The organism is Streptomyces sp. NPDC093065 (assembly GCF_044754585.1).
In the GTDB taxonomy this organism is placed as follows: Bacteria; Actinomycetota; Actinomycetes; order Streptomycetales; family Streptomycetaceae; genus Streptomyces.
The window spans coordinates 109,009-132,531 of the sequence record NZ_JBIVPJ010000003.1; the positions used below are offsets into that span (position 1 = coordinate 109,009).

19 protein-coding genes and 1 pseudogene are annotated in these 23,523 nt (G+C 73.3%); 9 read left to right on the top strand and 11 right to left on the bottom strand.

The window, feature by feature from the left end; genetic code table 11:
* The first annotated feature begins 110 nt into the window (after positions 1-110).
* Positions 111-2,354 (top strand): cellulase, encoded by a 2,244-nt coding sequence (locus ACIQFU_RS06385; RefSeq protein WP_402549420.1) that lies wholly within the window; start codon positions 111-113, stop codon positions 2,352-2,354.
* A gap of 343 nt (positions 2,355-2,697) precedes the next feature.
* Positions 2,698-4,284, top strand: a complete 1,587-nt coding sequence (locus ACIQFU_RS06390) for a ricin-type beta-trefoil lectin domain protein (RefSeq protein ID WP_402549422.1) — start codon at positions 2,698-2,700, stop codon at positions 4,282-4,284.
* Positions 4,285-4,324: 40 nt separating this feature from the next.
* Here ACIQFU_RS06390 and ACIQFU_RS06395 read toward each other — a convergent pair whose 3' ends face one another.
* Entirely contained in the window at positions 4,325-5,494 is a 1,170-nt protein-coding gene (locus ACIQFU_RS06395) for a lactate 2-monooxygenase (protein WP_402549424.1), read from the bottom strand.
* Positions 5,495-5,852: 358 nt separating this feature from the next.
* On the opposite strand from ACIQFU_RS06395, the gene ACIQFU_RS06400 reads away from it, so the two are divergent.
* Complete coding sequence (locus ACIQFU_RS06400) at positions 5,853-6,287, top strand: protease inhibitor (protein ID WP_402549425.1); 435 nt, start codon at positions 5,853-5,855, stop codon at positions 6,285-6,287.
* Positions 6,288-6,432: 145 nt separating this feature from the next.
* Here ACIQFU_RS06400 and ACIQFU_RS06405 read toward each other — a convergent pair whose 3' ends face one another.
* The 9 genes from ACIQFU_RS06405 to ACIQFU_RS06445 all read right to left on the bottom strand — a co-directional run bounded on the left by ACIQFU_RS06405 (position 6,433) and on the right by ACIQFU_RS06445 (position 15,844).
* On the bottom strand, positions 6,433-6,681 hold the full coding sequence (locus ACIQFU_RS06405; RefSeq protein WP_402549427.1) for a CDGSH iron-sulfur domain-containing protein: 249 nt from the start codon (positions 6,679-6,681) through the stop codon (positions 6,433-6,435).
* Positions 6,662-7,306, bottom strand: a complete 645-nt coding sequence (locus tag ACIQFU_RS06410; protein ID WP_402550015.1) for a HemK2/MTQ2 family protein methyltransferase — start codon at positions 7,304-7,306, stop codon at positions 6,662-6,664. Before ACIQFU_RS06410 ends, ACIQFU_RS06405 begins: the two co-directional genes overlap by 20 nt.
* A gap of 30 nt (positions 7,307-7,336) precedes the next feature.
* A complete protein-coding gene (locus ACIQFU_RS06415; protein WP_402549429.1) occupies positions 7,337-8,368 on the bottom strand; it encodes an iron-containing redox enzyme family protein in 1,032 nt (343 codons plus the stop codon).
* 55 nt (positions 8,369-8,423) lie between these two features.
* Positions 8,424-8,603: a hypothetical protein gene (locus ACIQFU_RS06420; RefSeq protein WP_402549430.1), complete on the bottom strand. Its 180-nt coding sequence runs from the start codon at positions 8,601-8,603 to the stop codon at positions 8,424-8,426.
* A gap of 35 nt (positions 8,604-8,638) precedes the next feature.
* Positions 8,639-9,649, bottom strand: a complete 1,011-nt coding sequence (locus ACIQFU_RS06425; protein WP_402549432.1) for a Ppx/GppA family phosphatase — start codon at positions 9,647-9,649, stop codon at positions 8,639-8,641.
* 30 nt (positions 9,650-9,679) lie between these two features.
* A complete protein-coding gene (locus ACIQFU_RS06430) occupies positions 9,680-12,502 on the bottom strand; it encodes an NHLP bacteriocin export ABC transporter permease/ATPase subunit (protein WP_402549434.1) in 2,823 nt (940 codons plus the stop codon).
* Position 12,503: 1 nt separating this feature from the next.
* Positions 12,504-14,726, bottom strand: a complete 2,223-nt coding sequence (locus ACIQFU_RS06435) for an NHLP family bacteriocin export ABC transporter peptidase/permease/ATPase subunit (RefSeq protein WP_402549436.1) — start codon at positions 14,724-14,726, stop codon at positions 12,504-12,506.
* On the bottom strand, positions 14,723-15,529 hold the full coding sequence (locus ACIQFU_RS06440; protein ID WP_402549437.1) for an HlyD family efflux transporter periplasmic adaptor subunit: 807 nt from the start codon (positions 15,527-15,529) through the stop codon (positions 14,723-14,725). The genes ACIQFU_RS06435 and ACIQFU_RS06440 overlap by 4 nt, the downstream gene beginning before the upstream one ends.
* A 99-nt stretch (positions 15,530-15,628) precedes the next feature.
* The gene (locus ACIQFU_RS06445; protein WP_402549439.1) at positions 15,629-15,844 is read right to left on the bottom strand and encodes a type A2 lantipeptide; all 216 of its coding nucleotides are present in this window, start codon (positions 15,842-15,844) and stop codon (positions 15,629-15,631) included.
* 618 nt (positions 15,845-16,462) lie between these two features.
* Here ACIQFU_RS06445 and ACIQFU_RS06450 point away from each other — a divergent pair.
* The 5 genes and pseudogenes from ACIQFU_RS06450 (at position 16,463) to ACIQFU_RS06470 (ending at position 22,223) form a co-directional block, all read left to right on the top strand.
* Positions 16,463-17,743, top strand: coding sequence for a S1 family peptidase (locus ACIQFU_RS06450; RefSeq protein ID WP_402549440.1), 1,281 nt, complete (start codon positions 16,463-16,465; stop codon positions 17,741-17,743).
* A gap of 158 nt (positions 17,744-17,901) precedes the next feature.
* A complete protein-coding gene (locus tag ACIQFU_RS06455) occupies positions 17,902-20,388 on the top strand; it encodes a SpoIIE family protein phosphatase (RefSeq protein WP_402549442.1) in 2,487 nt (828 codons plus the stop codon).
* A gap of 118 nt (positions 20,389-20,506) precedes the next feature.
* On the top strand, positions 20,507-20,926 hold the full coding sequence (locus ACIQFU_RS06460; protein ID WP_402549443.1) for a CBS domain-containing protein: 420 nt from the start codon (positions 20,507-20,509) through the stop codon (positions 20,924-20,926).
* Positions 20,927-21,038: 112 nt separating this feature from the next.
* The gene (locus ACIQFU_RS06465) at positions 21,039-21,218 is read left to right on the top strand and encodes a hypothetical protein (RefSeq protein WP_402549445.1); all 180 of its coding nucleotides are present in this window, start codon (positions 21,039-21,041) and stop codon (positions 21,216-21,218) included.
* Between the two features lie 161 nt (positions 21,219-21,379).
* A pseudogene (locus tag ACIQFU_RS06470) lies at positions 21,380-22,223 on the top strand (dTDP-glucose 4,6-dehydratase).
* Positions 22,224-22,241: 18 nt separating this feature from the next.
* Here ACIQFU_RS06470 and ACIQFU_RS06475 read toward each other — a convergent pair.
* Positions 22,242-22,826: a hydrolase gene (locus ACIQFU_RS06475; protein ID WP_402549446.1), complete on the bottom strand. Its 585-nt coding sequence runs from the start codon at positions 22,824-22,826 to the stop codon at positions 22,242-22,244.
* Positions 22,827-22,934: 108 nt separating this feature from the next.
* Here ACIQFU_RS06475 and ACIQFU_RS06480 point away from each other — a divergent pair, with 108 nt between their 5' ends.
* Complete coding sequence (locus ACIQFU_RS06480) at positions 22,935-23,435, top strand: metallophosphoesterase family protein (protein ID WP_402549447.1); 501 nt, start codon at positions 22,935-22,937, stop codon at positions 23,433-23,435.
* The last annotated feature ends 88 nt before the right edge of the window (positions 23,436-23,523 follow it).

Genomic DNA, 23,523 nt, shown 5'->3' on the forward strand with positions numbered 1-23,523 from the left:
CGTCCGGACCGTTGACGGCATGTCATGTCTGCCACAAGCATGGCCTGCGACCGCATTTGGGAGCGCTCCCATTTTCATGGTGGGCGCCACCTCCCCCGAGGAGCCCGGACGTGAAAAGACGCAGAACCGCGCTCGTCTCCCTGACGGCCCTGCTGGCGGCGGCCGTCACCGCGCTGCCCGCCGCCCCGGCCGGCGCCGAGGAGACCGAGCAGGTCAGGAACGGCACCTTCGACAACGGCAGCGACTCCTGGTGGACCAGCGCCAACGTCACAGCCGCCGCGACCGACGGCCGGCTGTGCGCCGACGCCCCCGGCGGCACCGCCAACCGCTGGGACGCCGTCCTCGGCCAGAACGACGTCACGCTGGTCGCGGGGGAGTCGTACAAGTTCTCCTTCACCGCCACCGGTGCGCCCGCCGACCACGTGGTCCGGGCGATCGTCGGCCTGTCGGTGTCCCCGTACGACACCTACTTCGAGGTCAGCCCGCAGCTGAGCGTCTCCGGCAACACCTACTCGTACACCTTCACCTCGCCCGTCGACACCGCCCAGGGCCAGGTCGGCTTCCAGCTCGGCGGCACGCCGGACGCCTGGCGGTTCTGCGTGGACGACGTGTCCCTGCTGGGCGGCGTGGCGCCCGAACCGTACGTGCCGGACACCGGGCCGAGGGTGCGGGTCAACCAGGTCGCCTACCTGCCCTCGGGACCCAAGAACGCCACGCTCGTCACCGACGCCACCTCCCGGTCGCCCTGGCAGCTGAAGGACGACGCCGGACGGGTCGTCGCCCACGGCTGGAGCAAGCCGCGCGGCATCGACGCCTCCTCCGGGCAGAACGTCCACTCGATCGACTTCGGCCGCTTCAAGAAGCGCGGCGAGGGCTACACGCTGGTCGCCGACGGCGAGACCAGCCGCCCGTTCGACATCGGGACGGCCGCCTACGAGCGGCTGCGCCTGGACTCGGCGAAGTACTACTACACGCAGCGCAGCGGCACCGCCATCAGCGACGAACTCCGCCCCGGCCACGGACGCCCCGCCGGACACGTGGGCACGGCGCCCAACCAGGGCGACACCGAGGTGCCCTGCCAACCCGGCGTGTGCGACTACACCCTCGACGTCTCCGGCGGCTGGTACGACGCCGGCGACCACGGCAAGTACGTCGTCAACGGCGGCATCTCCACCTGGGAGCTGCTCAGCACCTACGAGCGCTCGCTGCACGCCCGCACCGGGGAGCCGGCGAAGCTCGGTGACGGCTCGCTCGACATCCCCGAGAGCGGCAACAAGGTGCCGGACATCCTCGACGAGGCCCGCTGGGAGCTGGAGTTCCTGCTGAAGATGCAGGTGCCGGACGGGCAGCCGCTGGCCGGGATGGCCCACCACAAGATCCACGACGAACAGTGGACCGGGCTGCCGCTGCTGCCGAGCGACGATCCGCAAAAGCGCGAGCTGCACCCGCCGACCACCGCGGCCACCCTCAACCTGGCGGCCACGGCCGCGCAGGCCGCCCGCCTGTACCGCCCCTACGACCGCGAGTTCGCCGCGCAGGCGCTCGACGCCGCCCGCACCGCCTGGAAGGCGGCGCTCGCCCACCCGGACCTGCTCGCCGACGAGAACGATGGCATCGGCGGCGGTGCCTACCCCGACGCCAAGGTCGCCGACGACTTCTACTGGGCCGCGGCCGAGCTGTACCTGACGACGGGGGAGCGGGACTTCAAGGAGTACGTGCTGGACTCCCCGGTGCACACCGCCGACATCTTCGGGCCGATCAGCTTCGACTGGGCGAGCACCGCCGTCCCCGCCCGCCTCGACCTGGCGACCGTCCCCAGCCGGCTCCCCGGCCGGGACCGGGTCCGCCGGTCCGTCGTCCGGGGTGCCGACGGCTACCTGGCCACCCTGAAGGCACACCCGTACGGCATGCCCTACGCCCCCGTCGGCAACGTGTACGACTGGGGCTCCAGCCACCAGATCCTGAACAACGCGGTCGTCGTCGCCACCGCCTACGACATCACGGGCGGCTCCAAGTACCGTGACGGCGCCGTCCAGAGCATGGACTACATCCTCGGCCGCAACGCGCTGAACATGTCGTACGTCACCGGATACGGCGAGGTCAACGCGCACAACCAGCACAGCCGCTGGTACGCCCACCAACTGGACCCGGCGCTGCCCGCGCCGCCCGACGGCACCCTGTCCGGCGGTCCCAACTCCAGCATCCAGGACCCCTACGCGCAGAGCAGACTCCAGGGCTGCGTCGGCCAGTTCTGCTTCATCGACGACATCCAGTCCTGGTCGACCAACGAGCACACCATCAACTGGAACGCCGCACTGACCCGCATGGCCTCCTTCGTGGCGGACCAGGGCTGACCGGCCGACCCGTCACCGCCCTTGCCGAGGGCCGCGCCGCTTCCGCTCGCGAGAGTACGGAAAGCCGGTGCGGCCCTCTTGCCGTGCCGGGATTCTGACCTTCTTTCAAAGGCGGCCGAGGTTGCCCGCTCGCCTTGTTGACCATGAGTGGTTTGTGCGAGAGTGAAGCACCCGTGCGGGGGGTAGAGGCCGGGTCTCGCACGCGCTTTGACGGGCCGGGTCCGATTTCGCCATGGCGAATTCACACCTTCCGTGCGATGCCCAAGAGGTACACACCAATCCGTGGGTCCTTTTCGGCGCTCCGAACTTCTGAGTCACCTGCGCGTGGGAAGGAAACATCTCAGTGCCCACCCCCCACCCCCCTCGGCCCGCCCACCCGCCCTCCGGCGGGGCCCCCGGCGAGTCCGACGAGTTGCTGGCCGCGCGGCTCCGGGACGGCCCGGAGAGCGAGGCCACCCGGATCGCCGCACTGCTGACGGCCCGCCACTGGCAGCCCGCGCACGACTACGCGACCATCTGCCTCGCCACGTCGGCCGAGGTCGCCGCCATGGTCACCGCCGCGGCCTGGCACCGGGTGCTGGCCCGTCTCGCCCAGGGCGAGCCGGCCACCGCCCTGCGCCCGCGCCTGCTGGTGGCCGTGCGTGACACGGTCCGCCAGTGGTCCGCGGACGAGGCGATATCCGCGGTGCTGCCGCAGTTGCTCAAACCCGCCGGCGGGCGCGGTATGCGGGCGGCGAAGTCCCTGACTCCGGAAAACCGCACGCTGGCCGCCCGGGCATTCGCCTCTCTTCCCGGACCGGCCCGGTGTTTGCTGTGGCACACGGAGGTCGAAGGGGAGTCCATAAGCGTCCCGGCCGGTCTGCTCGGTATGGATGCCGACACCGCGTCGGCCACTCTCGAACAGGCGCGTGAGAAATTCCGCGAGGGTTGTCTGCACGCCCACAGGCAGCTCGCGCCGAGTCCGGAGTGCCGCTTCCAGGGCCGGCTGCTCGACGTGCCGATCCGGCGGGGCGGTGCCCTGCTGCCGGACGTCCGCAAGCACCTGGCGGACTGCCGTCACTGCCGCCATGCGGCCGAACAACTCGGCCACTTCGAGCGGGAGTTGGGCACGCTGATCGCCGAAGCGGTGCTCGGCTGGGGCGCCCGGCGCTATCTCGACTCCCGTCCGGCGCGTGCGACGCTGGGCGCACTGGCCAAGGGTGCCGCCCGGCACCGCGGTTCACGCCCCGGGCTGCTGGCCCGGATCCCCGTTCCCGTGCGCCGGAGGCCGGGCCGTTCGGTGCTCAGGCAGTTCGGCGCCGCCTCCGCCGGAGTGCTGGCCATCGTGCTGGTGGTGAGCGTGTGGTCGTACGACGGGGGCGGCGCCGACCCGGCCGCCTCCACCAGCGCCGTCGACGGCGAGACGTCCGCGACGAGCCGCCCCCGACCGCCCGGCGCGGCGGGGATGCCCACGTCCGCCGATCGCACCCGGCTGCGCAACGTCGCCGCCGGCCTGTGCCTCGACGTGCGGGGCGAGCCCAGGGCCGGAGCGGGTGCCCGGCTGGCCAAGTGCTCCGAGGCGTGGACCCAGCAGTGGACGTACGAGGACGACGGGCTGCTGCGCAGCGTCGCCGATCCCGGGCTGTGTCTGGACTCGCGCGCGGACGCCGGAGTCGTCATTCTCGGTACCTGCGCCGACGAGGGCACCGGGCGGGGCGACGACGTGCGCTACGACCTCACCGACCAGGGCGAGCTGGTGCCGCGCGGGCAGAAGGTGCTGGCGCTCGCCTCCACCGCCCGTGCCCCGGACGCCGACATCGTCGTCAAGGTGCACGACGGTTCCGACGGCCAGCGCTGGCGCACCGAGCCGGTACCGGCGGCGGAAGGCTCCCTGTCGATCGCCCGCACCGACGCCCCGGGCGCGCGAGCCGTGGACCTGTCCGGCGGCTGAGGGAACCCGCACCTTCCGGGGGGACGGGACCGCCGTCCCCTCACACCGGGTCCTCCACGAGGTCGGCGGGCCCCGGCGTGGCCGGTGAGGCGTGGCCGGACAGGGCCAGGGTGAGGTCGAGTTCGGCGAGCAGGCAGCGGATCACGTGCTCGACGCCGGCCCGGCCGTCCAGGCCGAGCCCGTAGACATAGGGACGGCCCAGGAGCACCGCACGCGCACCGAGCGCCAGTGCCTTGAAGACGTCGTCTCCGGTGCGGACACCGCTGTCGAAGAGCACGGTCAGCCGGTCTCCGACCGCCTCCGCCACGCGCGGCAGGGCGTCGGCCGCCGCGACGGAACCGGCCACCTGGCGCCCGCCGTGGTTGGAGACGACCACACCGTCCATCCCGGCGTCGGCGGCGAGCCGGGCGTCGTCGGGGTGCAGGACACCCTTGAGGACGATCGGACCGTCCCAGTTCTCCCGCAGGAAGGCCAGGTCGGGCCAGGACTTGGCGGGATCGGAGAACATGCCGACGAAATGCGTCACCGCCGCGTTCGGGTCCTCGTGCACCGGCTTGGCCAGACCCGCCCGGAACGCGGGGTCCGAGAAGTAGTTGGCGGTGCCCACCCCGTGCAGGAACGGCAGGTACGCCTGGTCGAGGTCGCGCGGGCGCCAGGACAGCAGCGGCGTGTCCAGCGTGACGAACAGCGCCGTGTAGCCGGCCGCCCGCGCACGGTCCAGGAAGCTGCGCGCCACCTCGCGGTCCCTCGGCCAGTACAGCTGGAACCAGCGCTCGGCGTCGCCCATCGCCTCGGCGACCTCCTCCATGGGCGTGCTGGAGGCGGAGGAGAGGATGTACGGCACCCCCTGGGCGGCGGCGGCCCGTGCGGCGGCGGGCTCCGCGTCCGGATGCATGATCGACAGCACGCCGACCGGTGCCAGGGCCAGCGGGGCGGGCAGGTCCCGGCCCAGCACCTCGACGCGCAGGTCGCGCTCGTGCACGTCCCGCAGCATGCGCGGGACGATCCGGCGCCTGTCCAGCGCCGCCCGGTTGGCGCGGGCGGTGCTGCCGTCCCCCGCGCTGCCCGCGACGTATCCGAAGGGGCCGGGGCCCAGGCGCCGCTCGGTGAGCTCCTCCAGCCGGGTCAGATCGGTGGGCAGCCGCGGAACCGCGCCCGTCATGCCGTTCAGGTAGATCTCGTACTGGAAGTCCGCCCAGTGCTTCGGCATTCCACGTCCGCCTCTCGTCGTCGAGCTCGCGCTGCCGGCACCATACCCGTGGGTATGCCGGGGACGGCCGTCAGGGTCGGCGGGCCTGTTTCAGGGGTGTTTCAGGCCTATTGACGAACGCACGGATCGCGCCATCCGGCCAGTTCTGTTCTCAATATTCGATCAAGAAACACCCAGTTCCGGACTTGGAACGTTCTAACTCCGTAACTTCACGCCACTGATTGAATACCCAAGGTTACCGAAACCCATGGGGTCGAGATGAGTTTCGGTGCCGGACTCGGCAGACTCGCGCTCGCCGTTCCGGCACCGACCGAGCCGGGCCGGCACCACCCTCGAAACGAGCGGAAGGATGCACACAATGCGGAACACCGCGCGCTGGGCAGCGACTCTGGGCCTGACGGCCACCGCCGTCTGCGGGCCCCTCGCCGGGGCCTCCCTCGCCTCCCCGGCCACCGCCCCCGCGTCGCTCTACGCCCCCTCGGCCCTGGTGCTGACCGTGGGGCACGGAGAGAGCGCTGCCACCGCCGCACCCCTGCGCGCGGTCACCCTGACGTGCGCCCCGACCGCCTCCGGCACCCACCCGGCGGCCGGCGCGGCCTGCGCCGAACTGCGCGCCGCGCAAGGGGACCCGAGCGCCCTGGCCGCCGAGGATCCGGTGATGTGCACCCGGGAGTACGCGCCCGTGGTCGTCACCGTCGACGGGGTCTGGCAGGGCCGGCGCCTCTCCTACGAACGCACCTTCGCCAACGAGTGCGTGAAGAACGCGGGCAGCGCGAGCGTCTTCACGTTCTGAGGGACCGGGACCGCCGGGACCGTGCGGCGTGACCGGCCGCTCGCCACTGGGGAGTGCGAGCGGCCGCCGTACCGGTCCCGCGGGCCCGCACCGGGGACGGCGGACGGAGTGGGGCCGTCCGCCGTCCTCCCGGACCCCTGGCCGGTCACTGCCCGGTGGCCGGCCCGTCACCCGTCCCGGACGACCGGGCGCGGTGGCTGGTGTCGCACCAGGGGTAGCGCCGGCTGCGCCGGCAGGTGCACAGCGCGACCCGGAAGCGGTCGGAGGACACCGTCGTCCCGTCCTCCAGTTCCACCTCCACCGGCCCTTCCACCAGCAGCGGCCCCCGGCGCTGGACCTTGATCCGGCGCGGCGCCCCGGGCGGGCGCGCAGCGTCAGACGGGAAGTTCGGCACGGACGACCACCAGCTCCTCCTCGTACTCGGCCAGCGACAGCAGCCCGCGCTGCCGCAGCCAGCGTTCCCGGCCGCGCACCACCGGACCGAACGCGATCCGCCGCCGCCGGGTAACCGCGGCCTTCAGGCCCGCCTCGCGCAGCAGCGCCTCGGTCCTCGCCGGGTCGCTGAGCGCCGACTGCACGAGCAGCAGCACACCACCCGGGCGCAGCAGCCCGGGCACGTCCAGGCAGATCCGGTCCAGGACCATGCGGCCGTCGTGACCCGCGTCCCAGGCCCGGGCGGCACCCCTCGGCCGGCGGCCGGCGGCGGGCGCCGGCACATACGGCGGGTTGGCCAGCACCAGGTCGAAGGTCTCACCGCTCACGGGCGTGAAGAGGTGGCCGTGCCGGACACGGATCCGCAGCCCGGCCCTGGCGGCGTTGAGCCGTGCGGCGCACACCGCGCGCCACGACACGTCCACCGCGGTCACCCGGCCGCCCCGCAGCGCCGCCGCCAGGGCGAGGGCACCCGTGCCGGTGCCCACGTCGAGCACGGCCGCGCCCGGCGGGAGCGACTCGTCGGACAGCGCCCCGGCCAGCAGCGCGGTGTCCTCCTGAGGGGCGTAGACGCCCGGCAGCACCATGAAATTCACGGACCCCAGGTACCCCGGTCGTCACGGAGTATGAGGACTTCCCGCACGAACGGGCGGCGCCGCCCGCAGCGCGGTGCGCAGCGACGACCGCCCCGCCCGCCAGTCGGCGAGCAGCCGGGCGCCGAAAAGCTCCTCGAGGTACCCGGTCGCGTCGATGCCGAAGACCACGTCCGCCGCGAGCCCGGGCTCCTGCTCCAGCAGGCCGTCGATCACCTCGTGCCGCACGATCTGCTCGTGCACCGCGTCTGCCTCGACGTGCTCGTCGTAGAAGTGCTCGGCGGCCGGTCCGGCACCGGTGCGGCGCATCGCCTCCGCGAGCCGCCGGGAACCGGGCGACGAGGTGATCTCCACCGCCGCGAAATGCCCCACCAGCGCGCCGCGCAGGGCCCGGTGCAGACCGAACAGGGACATCATGTTCACCGTGGCCAGACACTCCGCCGAGGCCGCGTCGAGATGGGCCCCGTACGTCGTGTCCAGGCCCAGGTCCGTCATCAGATCGGCGAACAGGCGGGCGTGCACCCGGTCGGCGCGGCCGCCGCCGTACTCGTCGAACTCCACCGCCGCCATCGCGGCCTTCGAACGGCCCCACAGCCGCGGCAGCACCCAGGCGTGCGGGTCGGCCTCCTTGAGGTGGTAGAGGGAACGCTGGGCGGCGTACTCGCGCAGCTGCCACAACTCGCCCTCGTCCCGCAGGAAGTGGCTGACCCCCTCGCCGTGGACGGGTTCGACCAGCAGCGCCCCGACCGCGTCCGCCACGCTCGCGTGGACGGGGGTGCCGGCCCGCAGGGCGGCCAGGAAGCGCCGCTCCATCGCGCCCCGGACGCCCAGCAGGTCGGGGTCCCACTCGAGGTCGGGGCAGACGCCGGCGAATCCCCGGTAGTGCAGCTCGTAGCACTGGTACAGGGCGAGCTGCAGGTCGTCGCCGTAGACCGGCGCGGCGGCGACGGCTCCGGAGGACGGCAGCGGGCCCGCCCCGCGCAGCCGGGCGCCCACGGCCTCGGAAACCGGTCCCCGGGGCGTCGGCAGTCGTGGTCCTTCGCGGTCGTACTCCATGCGCCGCGAGTACCCGGACGGCGCCGTGGCACCCCCGGACGCACGGAGCCGCACGTCACTCGCCCTCGGAGTCCTTCTGGGCGCCGGTGTTGGGAGAGGTGGCGTCTCCCGCCTCCCCCCGGTGCTCGCCCTCGTCGGACTCCGCGTCGCGGGGCCTGGACCTCTCGATCTCCCGCAGCACCTCCTCGACGGCGGTCTCGGGCTGCTTGTGGTCGTGCTCGCCGTTCCGGGACACGGAATTCTCCTCTCCTCGTGCGTACTTCCGGTCGTTCAGTTGGACGCGGACGCCAGGCGCAGCGGGACCGGTGCCGGGGCTGCGGCCTCGTCGCTGCGGCGGACCACCTCGGCCCACCAGGACGGGCCGTCCTCGATGTGGCGCAGCAGGACGCCCTCCCGGATCGCCCAGGGGCACAGCGTCACCGACTCGAGACCGGTCAGCTTCATCGCCGTGTGCCCCACGACGGCGCCGGCCAGGCTCTGCGCCGAGCGCGGCGCCGAGATGCCGGGCAGCCGGGCCCGTTCGGCGGCGGACAGGCCGGAAAGACGGGCGACCGCGTCCCTCAGGTCCGAGCAGAGCATCCGCCGCTCCGTGAAGGGCCCGTGCCGGCCGGGCGGGGCTCCGCACAGCCGCCCCAGCTGCTGGAAGGTCCGCGAGGTGGCCACGGCGGTCCGCGGCCCCTCCCAGCGGATCCGTGCCGCCACGTCCCGCAGCTGGTGCCGGACCTTGCGACGCAACGCCTTGACCTGGTCCGACGACGCCGGGTCCCGGCCGCCCGCCAGGAACTCGTGGGTCAGCCGCGCCGCCCCGAGCGGCAGCGAAGCCACGAATCCGGGCAGCCGGCCACGCCCGAACGCGACCTCCAGCGAGCCGCCGCCTATGTCCAGCAGCGCGAGCGGTCCCGACCGCCAGCCCATCCAGCGCCGGGCCCCGAGGAACGTCAGCTCCGCCTCCACCTCACCCGGCAGGGTGCACAGCGGCACACCGGTGCGGGCGTGGACCGCGCGCAGCACCTCACGCCGGTTCGGCGCGGCGCGCACCACGGCGGTCGCGAAGGCCAGCGGCCCCGACGCCCCCCACCGGTCGGCGGTCCTGCTCGCGCCGGCGACCGCCTCGACGAGCCGCTCCACGGCCTCCTCGGGCACCGGCCCGCCCGGCCTGACCTGCTCCGACAGTCGCAGTCGCCACTTCGCGGTGTGCACCGGCAGCGGTACCCCGCCCTCGGCGTCCGCCACCATGAGCCGGACCGTGTTCGATCCCACGTCCACCACGCTGATCCGCATGAGGGCAACAGGTACCCATTCGTGCGCCGCTCAGGCCAGCTGCCGCCGCACCAGCTCGTGCAGCCGGCCACCCGTGTCGGCGAGCAGCTCGGCCGGCGGGCCCTGCTGGGCGACCCTGCCGTCCTCCATCACGATCACACGGTCGGCGTCCAGCACCGTGGACAGCCGGTGCGCGATCACGACGCGGGTGGCGTCGAGCGCCTTGGTGGACTCGATCACCGTGCGCTGGGTCTCGTTGTCCAGGGCGCTGGTGGCCTCGTCGAAGAAGAGGACACGCGGCCGGCGGATCAGCGCCTGCGCGATCATCAGCCGCTGCCGCTGGCCCCCGGAGACCGCGCCGCTGCCCGACACGATGGTGTGCAGGCCCATCGGCATGCGCCTGATGTCCTCCGCGAGGCCCGCCATCTCGGCCGCCGCCATCGCCTCCTCCGGCGTGTACGGCTCGGTGCCGCAGATGACGTCCAGGATCGAGCCGGTGAACGGCTGCGCGTGCTGGAGCACCACCCCGCACTGCCTGCGCACCGCCGACTGGTCGAGCGCGGCCAGGTCCTGACCGTCGTACAGGACACTGCCGGACAGCGGCCGGTCGAAGCCGATCAGCAGCCGCAGCAGGGTCGACTTGCCGCAGCCGCTGGGGCCGACGACCGCCACGAACTCGCCCGGACGCACCGCGAACGACACGTCGTCCAGGACCAGCGGCCCGTCGTCGGTGTAGCGGAACGACAGCCGGCGCGCCTCGATCGCCCCCGACAGCGGCCCCGGCCGGGTGCTCGCCGCCCGCACCTCGGGTGTGGCGTCCAGGACCGGCCGGATCTCCTCGAACAGCGGCAGCGCCGCCACCCCCGACACGAACGCCCCGGTCAGCTGGGTGACCGAGGTCAGCAGCATCGTCACCGAGGCGTTGAAGGTCAGGAACTCCGCGGCCGACATCGAACCCCGCGCCGGACCGGCCAGGAGCATGAACATCAGCAGTGTGCACAGCGGCAGGTACACCGCGCCGAGGACCGCGTTCAGGTTCTTGATCCGCCCCGCGCGCCGCTGCAGCTCACGGCTGTGCGCGAACCGCTCCGCCCACGCCGCGTAGGCGTAGTTCTCGGCCGCCGCCACCCGCAGCTTGGGCAGCCCGCGCAGCGTCTGGAACGCCTGGTTGTTCAGCTTGTTGGTGAGCTTGACCAGCCGCCGCTGCCAGCGCACCTGCCACAGTCCGAGTCCCAGGAACACCGAGGCGACGACCACCAGCATGCCGATCGCCGCCAGCGCCATCGGCACGCTGAACCAGAGCAGCAGGACCAGGTTCACCGCCCCCACCGTCACCGACTGGGCCACCGTCGGACCGACCCCCGCCAGGAGTCTGCGGATCGCGCTGATGCCCATGGCCGCGCTCGCCAGCTCACCGGTGGAGCGCATGGTGAAGAACTTCGTCGGCAGCCGCAGCAGCCGGTCCCACACGGCGGGCTGCAATGTCGCCTCGATCCGGCCCTCCAGGCGCAGGATGGTCAGGTTCTGCAGCAGCATGAAGGCCGCCGCGACGACACTGCTCAGCATCACCGCCAGGCACACCTGCACGATCAGCCCGGTCTGCGCCTTCGGCACGAACTCGCCGAGCACCTTGCCCGTCGCGACCGGCACCAGCGCGCCAAGACCGACCGTCACCAGCCCGGCCAGCAGCAGGCCGGTCAGGTCGCGGCGGGTGCCCGCCAGGCAGAAGCGCAGCAGCCGGAGCGGACCGAGCCGGCGTTCGGGCAGCGGCCGGTAGAACATCACCGCCCGCGGCTCGAACTCCCCGGCGTTCGCCTTCTCCACCGGCGTCTCACGTCCGGTCGCCGGATGCACGGCCACATAACCGCCGCGCCGCCACAGCAGCGCCACCGGCGCCCCCGACAGGGTGCGCTGCCCGACCAGCGGGCCGACGTCGTCGTGCCACCAGCGGCCCTCCAGCCGCACCGGCCTGGTGCGCACGCGGGAGGCGAGGGCGATGCGCTCCACGGGGTCGAGCCGGTCGCTCTCGGTGCCGCCGCGGGCCGGCTCGGCCAGCGGGATCCCGGCGGCGCGGGCGACCAGCTCGCAGGCCGCGTACGTGGCGTCGGCGTCCGCGGCCGTGGTGCGCCGGCCCGATCGCTTGCCGATGGAGGCCAGCAGCGTCCGGTCGGCCTGCGCGCGCACCGCCTCACCGGCCTTGATGCCGGCCGCGGTACGGGTCTCGTGGGTGCGCTCCAGCTGCTCGATCCAGCGGTCCAGGGTGGTCAGCAGCCGGTACTGCTGGTCGACCATGCTCTGCCACAGCGCCGGGTCCATCAGCAGGTCGGCGGCCGCCTCCTCGCCGTACACCGCCCCGTACTGCACGCTGCCGGGCGGCACCTGCATCCAGAACACGTCGTCGTCGGTGGGTGCGTCGGCCCGCTCGCCGGCCATCGGCGCCTGGAAGAGGACGGTGAGGCCCCGGCCCACGCCGAGGGCGAGGGCGTACTCCAGCGGGCTCGTCGTCGGCGGCACGTACTGCGGGTTGCCGTAGGCGTCGTACGACCACGTCTGGGTGCTCGCCGGCTGGTACAGCTCGCGCAGCGCGATGCGGTGCACCACGCAGTCCCGCAGCGGACGCGCCACCAGCGTGTGCTGCGGCCCGGCGACCGGCCCGAGCAGCACCGAGCCCGCCTCCAGCCGCCCCAGGTGGTGCCAGTGACCCTGCTCCCCGGCGTCGACCGCGAAGAGGTCCACCGCGCCGGCCGCCACCAGCCACAGCACCTGCGGCCCCTCCAGGTCCAGACGGTTGAACCCGGCGCAGTCGACGCGGGTGCCCAGCGAGCCGAGCGCCCCGAGGACGAGGTCGCCGTGGCCTTCCTGCACGGTCGTCATCTCACCGCTCCCCGACCAGCGCCGCGTACGCGCCACCGTGCGCCACCAGTTCCGCGTGCCGCCCGCGCTCCACCACCGTGCCGTGCTCCAGGACGACGATCTCGTCGCTGTCCCGCACGGTGCTCAGCCGGTGCGCGATCACCACGCACGCGCAGCCGCGCCGGCGCAGGTTGTCCATGACCACCAGCTCGGTCTCCGCGTCCAGCGCGCTGGTCACCTCGTCCAGGACCATGATGCTCGGCCGGCGCACCAGCGCCCGCGCGATCTCCAGGCGCTGGCGCTGCCCGCCGGAGAAGTTGCGGCCGTCCTGCTCGACCGGACTGTGGATGCCGCCCGGCCTGCGCGTCACCACGTCGTACAGCGCGGCGTCCTTCAGCGCCTCCACCACGGCGTCGTCCGGGATCGACGGGTCCCACAGCGCCACGTTGTCGCGCACCGACCCCTCGAACAGGAACACGTCCTGGTCGACGAAGGAGACGGAGGACGCCAGCGCCCCGCGCGGGATGTCGTCGAGCCGCTGCCCGTCGACGCGGATCACCCCGTCCCACGGCGCGTACAGACCCGAGATCAGCCGCGACACCGTCGACTTGCCGCTGCCCGAACCGCCCACCAGCGCCACCTGCTGCCCGGGACCGACCGTCAGGTCGAAACCGGTGAGCAGCGGCTTGTCGAGCGGGTTGTAGCCGAAGGAGACGTTCTGCAGCTCGACGTGGCCGTGCAGCCGGCGAGTCGACTCGGTGCCGCCGGGGCGGTCGTAGAGCGGGTCCGCCCGGAAGTTCTCCACGTCCTTCAGCCGGGCCACGTCGGCGGCGAAGTCCTGGATGCGGCCCGCGACGCCGTTCAGCCGGGTCAGCGGTGCGGTGAAGCGGACCACCAGCGCCTGGAAGGCGACCAGCAGACCCACCGAGATGTGGCCCTCGACCGCGCGCATGCCGCCGATCCACAGGATCAGCGCGCTGTTCAGCGTCGCCAGCGTCGGCGCCACCACGCCCAGCCAGGCACTGGGCACCCCGAGCCGCTGCTGCTCCTCCAGGGTGGTGGCGTGCTGGCCGGCCCACTTGCGGAAGTAGCCGTCCTCGCCGCCGGTCGCCTTCATCGTCTCGATCAGCTGGAGGCCGGTGTACGCGGTGTTGGTCAGCTGGGCCGTGTCCGCCCGCAGCTTGGCCGTACGGGTGGCGCGCAACCGGATCACCACCCGCATCGCGAGGATGTTGAGCAGCGCCACGCCGATGCCGACGAAGGTGAGCTGCGGGTCGTACGTGTACAGCAGCACGGCGTACAGGACGACCACGATCGCGTCCACGCCCGCCGCGGCGAGGTCGCGGGCCAGCGTCTCGGCGACGGCGTCGTTGGACTGCAGCCGCTGCACCAGGTCGGCCGGGCTGCGCTGGGAGAAGAAGGTCACCGGCAGCCGCAGCAGGTGCCGCAGGAAGCGGGCGCTGGAGAGGGTCGAGGAGATGATGCGGCCGTGCAGCAGGTTGGCCTGCTGGAGCCAGGTCAGCACCACCGTGAGCAGCACACAGGCACCCATCGATGCGAACAGCACGCCGAGCAGCGAGGTCTGCCCCCCGATCAGGAACATGTCGATGTAGGTGCGGCTGAGCGCGGGCACCGCCGCGCCGACCGCCACCAGGAGCAGGCTCGCCAGCACGGCGGCGGGCAGCGTGCCGGCGGTGCCGCGCAGCCGGGCGGGCATCGCGCCGAGCACACCGGGCTTGCGTCCGCCGCGGGTGAAGCCGTCGCCGGGCTCCATGGTCAGCACCACACCGGTGAACGAGCCGTCGAAGTCCTCCAGGGACACGAAACGGCGGCCCTTGCCGGGGTCGTTGACGAACACCCCGCGCCGCCCGAACCGGCGGCCCATGCCGTCGTAGACGACGTAGTGGTTGAACTCCCAGAAGAGGATGGCCGGTGCCGTCACCTCGGCGAGGGCGGCCAGGTCCATCTGCATGCCCTTGGCGGTGAACCCGTAACCGCGTGCCGCCTTCAGCAGATTGCTGGCGCGCGACCCGTCGCGGGAGACACCGCAGGCGATCCGCAGTTCCTCCAGCGGGACATGGCGGCCGTAGTGCCCCAGCACCATGGCGAGGGAGGCGGCGCCGCACTCCACGGCCTCCATCTGGAGCACGGTGGGCGTGCGGACGCTCTTCGCGCGGCTCTTCGGGACGTTGCGCCTCGGCGGCGCGGCGCGGCGTCTGCCGCGGGTCTCCTGTGCGGTGCTCACGGCAGCAGCCAATCGACGGGACGCTGGTCGGCCAGCCGGATCGAGCCCGAGGCCAGGGTCATGGAGGTCAGTGCGAACGGCGGTCCGTCGGCCGAGGACCACTCGTAGCCGCTCTTCGTGGACCTGGAGGTCGCCAGCCGCACCGTCACGGCCACCGGCCTGCCGTCCTCGGTGAACTGCTCGCCGAGCGCGCTGTCGCCGAGGAACGCGCCGATCGTCTGCGCCGACTGAGCCGAGCGGTCCACCGACTTCACCTCGCCGTGCAGGACGCCGTACTGCTGGGTCGGCACCGACTGCACGGTCAGATCGACGGAGGCGTGCGCGGGGATGGCGGCGGCGTTCTCGGCGGGGACGTAGACGGTGGCGTAGAGGGGGTCGTCGGCGTGCGCGACCTTCTCCACCGAGGCGACGTTCGCGCCGGTGCCGATGATCTGCCCGACGGTGGCCGCGAGCGCGCTGACCCGGCCGGCGTCGACCGTGCGCACCACGGTCTCGCCCTCGCCGGTGCGGACCTTCAGCACCGGGGCGTCGGCCGCCAGTCGCTGCCCCGGACGCGCCAGGACCGCCGTGACCTGCCCCGAGACGGGGCTCTGCAGGAGGTAACTGCCCTGCCCGTGGGTGAGTACGGCGGGCGCGGAGACCGTGGAGGTCACCGAGCCGCCCACCGCCCACACGGACGCGGCGGCCATCGCGACCACGGTCACGGACAGCACCAGCCAGCCCTGGGGACGGGCGAAACGCACCGGGAGATCGAGCTCTTCCGGTGACTGGAGTTTGGAGAGGGCCTGTTGGCGGAACTGCACGGCTGACGTATCCAGGGCTCGATGAGGACGGCCGAATGAGAACGGCCGAAAAGTCCCGGAGCCTGGAGGGCTCCGGGACTCAGCGACGCAGGGGCGCGATCAGAGACCGGCGACCAGGCCCGTGACGGGGGCCGTGTTCAGACCGGTGGCACCCTCGACCGTGCCGACGACCGTGTTGACCAGGCCGGAGACCGGGGCGATGCCGTCCACCAGGCCGGTGACGGTGCCGACGGCGTTGACGTTCAGACCGCCGGAGACGTTGTCGAGGTCGGCGTCGGAGATCTCGGCGGTCTCAACCTGGGGGGTGGAGTTCATGATGGAACTTCCCTTCGTATAGCCATTTTCACAAGGGGGGAGCGGCCCCCTCTGGGGACAGATGACGGCCGCGACCGCGGGCACCGGGCGCCCGTTTCCAGAGCCCTCCGCGGCCCCCGCGGTGCGATGGATCAAAGCACGCGGCCGGTCCGGGCTTCCAATCAATCACCCCTCCCACCAGCGCACTTGCGACCTCCGGGCACCCAAGCGTGCAGGTGCGCGCACGCCTTCGCGGCGACTTCTTCACACGGCGGGCGACATCGGCCCGTGCGATCCCTTGCCCACCGGGAGGAGATTGGGACACTCCGGCCCCAAAGGCGTACGGACCGCCGCGGGCTTGTGCAGATGCGCCAACGGGAGTGACCGGGTTGGGCATTCGATGTGCAGATTCGCTGAAGCGGTCATTCCGCTCCGTGATCGCAACCGTGTGTCGCCGGACGGGCGCGCAGAGTGCCCGATCGGGGTGCCCCGAGAGGCGTGAAACGGCGTGGGTCCGGTCGCGGCCCGGCGGCCCGTCTGAACACCCCGCCCGGCCCGTGCGTACCAACAGCCGTCCAGGCGCCCCCAACAGCTGCCGGACCGGCGGGCACCAACCCCGGTCCCAGGAGGTCGAGTAGGTTGAGTCACAAGCGAATCCCCAAGCGCAAGGCCGCGATGGCGGCGGGCGGCGTGGTCGCGCTCGGCGCGGCCGCGATCCTGCTGCCGAACGCCAACGCCTCGCAGGACGGCGGCTCCTCGGACGACGCCGCGGCGCCCAGGACCCTCAAGGCCGCGGACGCCTCGGATCTCGCCTCACGGCTCGCCGGACTGCTCGGTGACACCTTCGCCGGCTCCTACTACGACTCCGGCGCCCAGCGGCTCGTCGTCAACGTCGTCCCCGGCGACGACGACCGGGTCGTCGTGGAGGCGAAGAAGGCGGGCGCGGAGGTCCGCGAGGTCGACAACAGCATGGGCGAACTGCGCAGCGGCGCCCAGACCCTGAAGTCCCGGGCGAGCATTTCCGGCACGTCGTGGGCGATCGACCCGCGCACCAACAAGATCCTGGTGACCGCGGACAGCACCGTCACCGGCGAGCGGTGGGACCGTCTCGAGTCCACCGTCGAGGGCCTCGGCTCCGGCATGGCGACCGTCAGGAAGTCCGCCGGCACCTTCAAGACCTTCGTGTCGGGCGGCGACGCCGTCTTCGGCGGCGGAGCGCGCTGCTCGCTCGGCTTCAACGTCACCGCGGGCGACGGCTCGCCCGCCTTCCTGACGGCCGGCCACTGCGGGGTGGCGGCCGATCAGTGGTCCGACGTGCAGGGCGGACAGCCGATCGCCACCGTCGACCAGGCGGTCTTTCCCGGCGAGGGCGACTTCGCCCTCGTCAGGTACGACGACCCGGCGACCGAGGCACCGAGCGAGGTCAACCTCGGCGACCAGACCCTGCCGATCAGCCGGGCGGCCGAGGCGGCGGTCGGCCAGGAGGTCTTCCGCATGGGCAGCACGACCGGACTGGCCGACGGTCAGGTCCTCGGCCTCGACGCCACCGTCAACTACCCCGAGGGCACGGTCACCGGCCTCATACAGACCGACGTCTGCGCCGAGCCGGGCGACAGCGGCGGCTCCCTGTTCACACGGGACGGCCTCGCGATCGGCCTGACCTCCGGCGGCAGCGGCGACTGCACCGCCGGCGGCGAGACCTTCTTCCAGCCGGTCACCACCGCCCTGGAGGCGGTCGGCGCCACCCTCGGCGACGGAGGAGCGGGCGCCGCCGCGGGCGCGGGTTCCGGCTCCGGTGAGGGGGGCGGCGCCGACGACGCAGGCGGTGGTGCGGGTGACGCCGGTGCCGGCTCCGGTGCCGGTGACGCGGGCAACGGCACGAGTGCCGGCGGCGGGGACGGCTCGGGGCCGACGGGCTGACGGCCAGGGCGCGTCGTCCAGCGGACCGCCGACCGGTTGCCACGAACCGGTCGGCGGTCCGTCGGTGTGCGGCCCACCGGACGGCGGCGCGCAGCGCCCGTCCGCGAGCCCCCGGAGTGATCCTGGACGCCGGTACCCGATCCGCAGGGGCTGCGCGGATGTCCCACAAGCGCTGTAATGGCGACGTGGTCGAAGAGGGCACGGCGGAACGCGGACCGAGGGCGCTGCGTGCCGAGGGTGCCCTGAAGGCGGTCGCGGCCGGCCCGGACCCGGGGGAGCGGCTGCGCGCGATCCTCGAGCAGGCGCTGGTCTTCGCGGGCGCCTCCTTCGCCGCGCTCTACACGCCCGGCGACGACCGCGAGCTGCTCTGCCTGATCGAGTCGGCCGGTGTGCCGCGCACCCTGTACGGCGTACGGGACAGCTATCCCGCGGAGGGCGGCTCCCCGGTCGCCGACGCCCACCGCGCCGGCGAGACGGTGTGGATCGGGCCCGAGGAGTTCGCCGGATCGGCCGAGTCGCGGCACGTGCCGTCCAGCGGCTTCTCGCTGGCCGTCCTGCCGGTGCGCGGGGACGGCGGCGGCTGCCTCCTCGTCCTGACCGAGCGTCCGGGCGGGTTCGACGCCGACGACCGCGAGTGCCTCGGACTCATCGCCGAGGCCATGACCTGCCCCACCCCGGCCGAGGCCGTCGGTACCACCGAGTCCGGCGACCTCCAGCCGGACGCCTTCACCCTGGCCATGGACACCGGCCGGGCCGAGGTCGGCGGCGACATCCTGCGCCTGTTCGGCCTCGCCCCCGAGGAGTTCGACGGCAAGGTGGAGACGCTGCTCGGCCTCACCGTGCCGGAGGACCTGCCGTCCCTGATGTCGGTGACCGAGTCCGACCACATGACCATCGGCGAGCGCGAGCTGGAGTTCCGGGTGCTGCAGCCCACCGGCCCGCCGAAGTGGCTCCGGCTCAGCGGGCGCCTGCTGCCCGGCGGCGACGGCCGGCCGGCCCGCCTGGTCGGCACCGTCGCCGACGCCTCCACCCTGCGCCCGGACGTGACCGACGTCGCCCGCGTCCAGCGGCTCGCCGCCGCGCTGGCCACCGCCGGGACCGTCCGCGACGTCAGCCAGGCCGTCGTCGCCGCCCTGCGCAGACCGCTCAGGGCCGACCGCATCGCGCTGGCCGAGCTGGAGAACGACCGGCTCGTCGTCACCGTCCTCGACCCGCCCGACCCCGAGTCCTGGCCCGAACTGTGGCGTCTGGAGTGGCGCACCGAGTGGCCGGACGCGCCGGTACGGGCCATGCCCACCCTCGCCGCCGCGCTGCGCGAGGGACGCGCCAGGATCTGGCCCGCCGGCACCGTCGACCTGGAGCCCGCCCTCGCCGACGTCGGTCCCGGCGGCCTGGCGGTGCTGCCGCTGCCCGCGGGCGGCCGCATGGCCGGCGCCTGCCTGATCGGCTGGGACACCCCGCACGACTTCGGCCCCGACGAACGCGCCCTGCTCACCGCCTCCGCGGGCCTCGCCGGGCAGGCCCTGATGCGCGCCCACGCCTTCGACGCCGAACACGAACTCGTCGGCATGCTCCAGCGCCAGCTGCTGCCGCGCCGGCTTCCGAAGCTGCCCGGCGCGGTCGCCGTCGCCCGCTACCTGCCCAGCACGGCCGGACTGGAGCTGGGCGGCGACTGGTACGACGTGATCCCGCTGCCCGACCACCACGTCGCCCTCGTCATCGGCGACGTCCAGGGCCACAGCGCCGGCGCGGCCACCCTGATGGGCCAGATGCGCACGGCGCTGCGCGCCTACGCCGTCGAGGGCCACCCCCCGGACGTCGTGGTCTCCCACGCCAACCGCCTGCTCACCGGTATGGAGACCGACCTCTTCGCCACCTGCGTCTACGTCGACCTCGACATGGAGGAGGGCTCCGCCTGGTGCGTGCGGGCCGGCCACCTGCCGCCGGTGCTGCGGCATCCGGACGGCAGCACCGAGATCGCGGAGGCGGAGGGAGGCCCGCCGCTCGGCGTGGTCACGCAGGCCGACTTCCCGATGAGCCCGCTGCGGCTGCGGCCCGGCACCCTGATCGCCCTCACCACGGACGGCCTCGTGGAGTCGCCCGGCGCCGACATCGACGAGGGCATGGACCGTTTCGCGCACGCCCTGGCCGTCTCCGACCCCACCCACCTCGGACTCGTCGCCGACGCCCTGCTCGGCAACGCCCGCCGCAACGACGACGTCGCCCTGCTGCTGGTGCGCTACGACGGCATGGCACTGCGCCCGCTGCGCGAGAGCTGGTCGGTGTGGCGGCTGCCCGAGGCCGTGCGGCACGCCCGCCGCTTCGCCCGGCGCACCCTGCGAGCCTGGGGCGTGCCCGACGACGACATCGACGGCGTCCTGCTGATCGTCTCCGAGCTGGTCACCAACGCGCTGGTGCACACCGACGGCAAGGTACGGCTCGACCTCACCCTGATCAGCGGCCGGCTGCGCGTCGCGGTCGCCGACGCCTCGCCCCGTACGCCCGTCAAGCCGACCAGCATCGGCTGGGAGGCCACGGGCGGACGCGGCATCCTCCTGGTCGAGGCGATGTCGGCGACCTGGGGGACGCTGCCGGTCAGCGGGGGCAAGCAGGTGTGGAGCGAGATCCCCGTGCGCGGCACCTGAACGTGTCCCGGGGCCCAGCCTCCCGGTACCGCGGTCGCCGAGGTGCGGGCGGCGCGACGCCGGGTACCCGCGCGGTCACACCACGAGTGAGCGAGTCGGGAGAACCGAGGAGCACCCCATGACCCAGTACGTCCGCGACATCATGACCGGCGACCCGGTGACCGTCGAGCCGCTGACCTCCGTCACGGCGGTGGCCCGCATCATGCGCGACCGGGACCTCGGCGCCGTCCTGGTCACGGAGGGCGACCGGCTGCGCGGCCTGGTCACCGACCGTGACCTGGTGGTCCGGTCGCTCGCCGAGGGCGGTGACCCGGAGCAGACCACCGTGGCCGGGGCATGCAGCGACGCCACGGTGACCGTACGGTCCGACGAGGAGCTGAGCCGGGCCGTCGAGCTGATGCGCGAGCACGCCGTGCGCCGGGTCCCGGTCGTCGACGACGGCCACCCGGTCGGCATCGTCTCCCTCGGCGACCTGGCCATGGAGCGCGACCCGGAGTCGGCACTGGGCGACATCAGCGTCGCCCGGCCCAACCCGTAGGTCCCGTGGGTCACATGCGCCCGGGGTTTCACGGCGTCCGGGCCGGGGACCCGGCAGGGCGAGCGCACCAGAGGCGGAAGAAGCGGAAGAACCAGAAGGAAGATGATGCCCCGTGACCACGGACACCAGCGGCAAACCCGCTGTCCGTCGGCTGGAGACCGGCTGGTCGAAGGCCCGCCGACTGCGGAGCAGGGGCGTGATGCGCACCTGCGTGCCGGCCGTCGAGGGCGGCAGCGCCACCCGCGCACCGCAAGCGGGCCAGGAGTCGAACATCGTCCGGGGCGAGGACTGACCGAACCCCGAGGGTGGTGACACCGCCCAGCGCGCCGGCCCTGGTGCCGGCGCGGTGCGCGTTCCGGGCCGGCGGCGGGCGGCACGGCACCCACGGGTGGCGTCACGGGCACCCCGCCCCGCGCACCCCCGCCCCGACCGCAGCAAGGCACTGAACCGCTCATGAACATCCTGGTCACCGGCGCCGCCGGATTCATCGGCTCCCGGTACGTCCGGACACTCCTCGCCGCCGACGAACCGGACGAGGCGGGGGCACCGCGGATCACCGTCCTGGACTCCCTCACCTACGCCGGGACCACCGCCAACCTCGAAACCGGCTACCCCCGGCTGGAGTTCGTGCACGGTGACATCCGCGACGCGGCACTCGTCGACGAACTGACGGCCGAGGCCGACCAGGTGGTGCACTTCGCCGAGAGTCCCACGTGGACCGCTCGATCCACGCCGCCTCCGACTTCGTCCTCACCAACGTCGTCGGCACCCAGAACCTGCTGGACGCCGCCCTGCGCCACGGTGTGGGGCCCTTCGTGCACGTCTCCACCGACGAGGTCTACGGCTCCGTGGCCTCCGGCTCGGCGACCGAGGAGCATCCGCTGCGGCCGAGTTCCCCGTACGCCGCGTCGAAGGCGTCGGGCGACCTGCTGGCCCTCTCCTGCCACCGCACCCACGGCCTCGACGTACGGGTGACCCGGTGCTCCAACAACTACGGCCCGCACCAGTTCCCCGAGAAGCTCGTGCCGCTGTTCGTCACCCACCTCCTGGACGGCCGCCGGGTCCCGCTGTACGGGGGCTCCTCGACGCCTGCGGCGCGGGTCCGGACCGCGTCGTGCACGTCGAGGACCGCAAGGGCCACGACGTGCGCTACTCGGTCGACTGGAGCAAGGCCCGCGAGGAGCTGGGCTACCGTCCCCGGCGCGACTTCGCGGCCGGGCTCGCCGAGACCGTGGCCTGGTACCGGGACAACAGGGCCTGGTGGGAGCCGCTCAAGCGGCGCACCGACGTGGACTGAGGGGCGGCGTCGGGCCCGTCAGCCGTGGGTCTTGGCGAGCAGTTCCAGGATCTCCCGCGTCGTGCCGGTCTCGCCCAGGCGCGGGAAGATCCGTTCCACGCTGCCGCGGTGCGCCTCGGCGCTCATGTCGCTCATCGCGTCGGTGGCGAGCGTCACGTGGTAGCCGTGCTCGTGGGCGGCTCGGGCGGTGGACTCGACCCCGATGCTGGTGGCGATGCCGGTCAGCACGATCTGGGTGACGCCGCGGCGGCGCAGCTGGACGTCGAGGCCGGTGCCGTGGAAGGCACCCCAGTTCCGCTTGGTGACGGTGATGTCGCCGGGGTGCCCGGTCAGTTCGCCGACGACGACGTCCCAGCCCTCGGGCCGCGGACCGCCGGCGCCCCGGGCCTCCGTGCGGCCGGGAACGGCATCCGCCCCGTCGGCGGCGAAGGAGACCCGGACCAGCACCACGGGCAGGTCGCGGGCCCGGAAGGCCTCGGCCAGTTCGGCGCTCCGGGCGACGACCTCGGCGCCGGAGTGCGGCTCGGTCGGCGCGGCGACGATCCCGGCCTGCAGGTCGATCACGACGAGGGCGGTGCGGGGGTCGAGGGCGGTGACGGTCATGAGGGGGTGCCCTTTCGGTGGTTCGAGGATGCGCACCACCGTAAAATCCACAGGCAAAACTGTCCAGCTGAGACTGCACAGTTTTGCCTGTCGATTAAACTGGATCACGTGCGCCTGCTGATCACGTCCGACACCCACCTGCCCAAGCGTGCGAAGGAACTGCCGGCGCCGCTGCTGGCGGACATCCCGCGCGCGGACGTCGTCCTGCACGCGGGGGACTGGGTCGACACGGCCACCCTCGACCTGCTGGAGAGCCGCAGCCGCAGACTCGTCGGGGTGCACGGCAACAACGACGGACCCGCACTGCGCGCCCGGCTGCCCGAAGTGGCGTACGCGGACCTGGGCGGCCTGCGCTTCGGCGTCGTCCACGAGACCGGCGCCGCGCAGGGGCGGGAGGCGCGCTGTGCCGCCCGCTTCCCCGACCTCGACGTCCTCGTCTTCGGGCACAGCCACATCCCCTGGGACACCACCGCCGCCACCGGCCTGCGGCTGCTCAACCCGGGCTCGCCCACGGACCGCCGCCGTCAGCCCCACTGCACCTACCTGACCGTCACGGTCGCCGACGGCCGGCTCGGGGACGTCGAGCTGCACCGGCTGCCGCCCCGCTGAGCGAAGGCGGGGACGGGCGGCGCCCTGAGGACGCCGCCCGGTGCGGACCGGGCCGCTCCGTGTCGGGGGAAGCGGCCCGGGCGCTTCT